The organism is Candidatus Poribacteria bacterium, assembly GCA_021295755.1.
In the GTDB taxonomy this organism is placed as follows: domain Bacteria; phylum Poribacteria; class WGA-4E; order WGA-4E; family PCPOR2b; genus PCPOR2b.
Window position 1 is genome coordinate 32720 of the sequence record JAGWBT010000053.1, and the last position, 3062, is coordinate 35781.

Sequence of the window (3062 nt, forward strand, 5' to 3'; positions counted from 1 at the left end):
AAATGCCACCTCTGATAATCTTGATAACTCAGACCAAGCTGGGCATCGTCTTGCTCCTTCTGGGCAGCAGCTTGAAACACCACCTGACCGCCACGTTGATTGGGTAGAAGGGGAGCGTGATCCACAATGGGCGCGTTGATAATCTCAACCATTGTCGCCGACTCCTCCGCATTAAAGCTATATGGAACCTGAAATCGGAGCCCGTTTGTGAAACTTGCACAGACAATCAGGACAATCGTTACAGCACCAGCGATACCCCACGGAATCAACGGTTGACTGCGTGGGATAGCTGAAGTAGGTTCAAAATTGCCAATTCGCTCCAGCAGTTTTCGGGTGAACGTCGGCGGTAGTTGGAAGCCTCTCAAAGTTTCCTGCATCATGTTCGTTATCTCCTCTCGTAAACGGAGACGTGCGCGATAGAGCCGATCTTTAATTGCACCTTCCGACGTGCCGATGAAACGTCCAATCTCCTTACAACTCAAGCCACCAAGATAGTGAAGCGTCAAAACAGTACGCTGACTTTCAGGTAAACTGTCTAGCGCATCATGCACATCCTGTCGTTGCTGGTCGTCGTCGTAATCCCGTTGAGCGATTGTCTCCATCTCATCGGTCTTCACCTTAGCCAAGGGACTTGTTGGCAGACGTTTTTTGCGATACCACATCAAGCAACATCTCGATGCAATGACGTAGAGCCACCCCGCGAAGTGCACCGGATTTCGGAGCGTTGATAGTTTCTGATAGGCTTGGAGAAAGGCGTCTTGTGTCAACTCTTCGGCGATGTGAAAATCCCCTGTTTTGCGGTAGACGAGCGCGTGAACTGCGCCTTTGTATCTATCCACCAGAGCCCCAAACGCAGCTTCATCGCCGGCAAGCGTTCGTTTGATTAGCTCCCTGTCATTGTGATCCATCGCAGCACTCCCGTGATTCAATTATTCTCGCTCGTCAAACAACGATCATACGCCTTCACTATTCATGATGCACTCCGTAAGCGGATGGTCAGATTCTTTTTTTATTTTTTTTTAGTTCCTAGCCTCCAACTTTGCTTTTGTGAAAACAGAGCAAGAAGCTGTCTTCACAATCTAAAGCACCTAAACTCTTTGGAACACGATTACTACGGTTGCGCTGACTCCGCCCCTTCAACGGTTATCTTTGTTACAACGTTGCGTGGTGGGTTTGCGCTGCGACTCGGAAAATCCTTAATCGTTTCGTTGATGAGATCTTTGATTACTTCTCTGGTGTTTTCAAAGGGAATACACTCCAGAACGATGAGCGATTGTTCGGGGTTGACCGGCTTTTCGTAACGTAGCCCATATTGAATCCCCATTTGTCTCAGTTCAGGCTCCACATGCATCGAAATGAGCCTCTGTTCCTGAGGTGTAACTAACGCGCTATCAACGAAAAAATGGGTATGAATCCACGCTTCTCTTTCATCAATAATTTTCATCAGCTTGTTGCCTCTCTTAACACCACCTTGAAGACTGTCTCGTGCCGCGGCTACCATTCTCGGCACCACCACTTATGCAGTGACTATCATCAGGAAATCTCTCAACTCCCGAAGACCTCCTGAAGAACTTCGGTTGCCGCATCAACGACCAGCCCCAACGCCTCAGGTTCCAACTTCGCCCAAAACCGCGTCTCGACCTCATGCCCACCGCGCCGGAAAGCATCGGGGATTGGTAGGTAGCCAACATATTGGCTCGTGCAATGTGCAATATAGGTTGGATAGGTAGGTGAAGCCATCTTGAGTTGCAGCTGACCTTCGACAAACGGCTCACCCGGTAGCCCCACAAACGCTGTTTTCCCCACTCGAAGCACCTGAATCTCGTAATCCAGTTCCGGCGCTCGCTCCTTTTGCAAATGGACACTCAAGATGGAACCCGCCTTTATCCATTCTGGATCGATCCGATTCGGACTCTCGTCCGACCATTTCGGTTCCGGATTTTCCGCCAAAACCTTCCGCGACTGTGCTAGCAACTCCGGTTCAACGTCGCGAATGGGAAGCTTTACATGGCGCACCTTCCAATCTAGGGACAGGTCCGCCTCGTAGGGCAAATTTTCAATCACTGCCTGAGTTGTTTTAGCAAGGAGACTCCCCATGCGTTGGTGGTCAGGAACGTAATCCGGATTGAACGGATCCCACGGATTGATGTTGCCACAACAGCCGTTAAGGACGAGGGGCACACAACTACCACCGAAGGTTTCGCGCATCGCATCCGACCACGTACCAGGCCAGTCTGCGGAAACAATCGGTCTCGGAAAGATGTTCACGGGATGGCATGTGTGATGCAGCAACATGGCAAGCATCTCCACCGAATCCGTTTGAAAACACATCACCCCAATCTCCGGATCAATAGGTCCCTCCATATAACGAATATACGAAGGGCCCAACGGATCCTCCCACTTAGAGCCCGGCATACGCACCTTATCGTCATTCATGATTGCTCTTCGGTTAAAGGCAACCCTGCCCTCGACACCGCTACCGACCCGGAGCTGAACCGGCTGCAAAGAACTATTTGCCCGTTTGATAGCCTCAACAATCCGTTCAAACGCGAAATCGAAATATCGTGGATCACCACCACGTAACCATTCCATCTCCCGCGGTGTACCCTGAAAACTCTCATCGAACATGAAATGTCCCAGCGACGGTGCCGAATGTGTTTGCGTCACATGTACCATAACCGCTTCGGGGGCAAGGCCGCATTCAACCGCAACCGCGCGCCGAATTTTTGCCGTCCATTCCTCGGTGATGATAGTGAGATCCAGACTCACAAAGCAAATTTTCTTGTCACCGTTTTGCAACACTAGCGCTCTAGCATAGAGTGGGTCGTAAACATACTGAGCAGGTCGAAATGATCCAACGGCTCCGGCGAGATGGATATCAGTCTGTGGGGTTATATCAATCTGGGCAGCGCCAGCATGAAGGCGGTTGGATCCGGTAGGGCTTTGATGTGCCATTGAAGATACGCTCCTCCCTGAAATTTACATAGTTGAAAGAGATAACGTTGATTATATCATCCCAACTAAAACAAGAGAAACAAAATCATCACGCAGCCTCATGTCTA

Annotated in this window: 3 protein-coding genes; all 3 read right to left on the bottom strand. The window is 50.1% G+C overall.

Going from position 1 to position 3062, the window contains the following annotated elements:
- A partial coding sequence (locus tag J4G02_09635) for an RNA polymerase sigma factor (GenBank protein ID MCE2394832.1) occupies window positions 1–908 on the bottom strand: 908 nt, incomplete at its 3' end.
- 203 nt (window positions 909–1111) lie between these two features.
- Window positions 1112–1501: a hypothetical protein gene (locus tag J4G02_09640; protein MCE2394833.1), complete on the bottom strand. Its 390-nt coding sequence runs from the start codon at window positions 1499–1501 to the stop codon at window positions 1112–1114.
- A 44-nt stretch (window positions 1502–1545) separates the two neighbouring features.
- On the bottom strand, window positions 1546–2955 hold the full coding sequence (locus J4G02_09645; protein ID MCE2394834.1) for a neutral/alkaline non-lysosomal ceramidase N-terminal domain-containing protein: 1410 nt from the start codon (window positions 2953–2955) through the stop codon (window positions 1546–1548).
- Window positions 2956–3062: the final 107 nt, after the last annotated feature.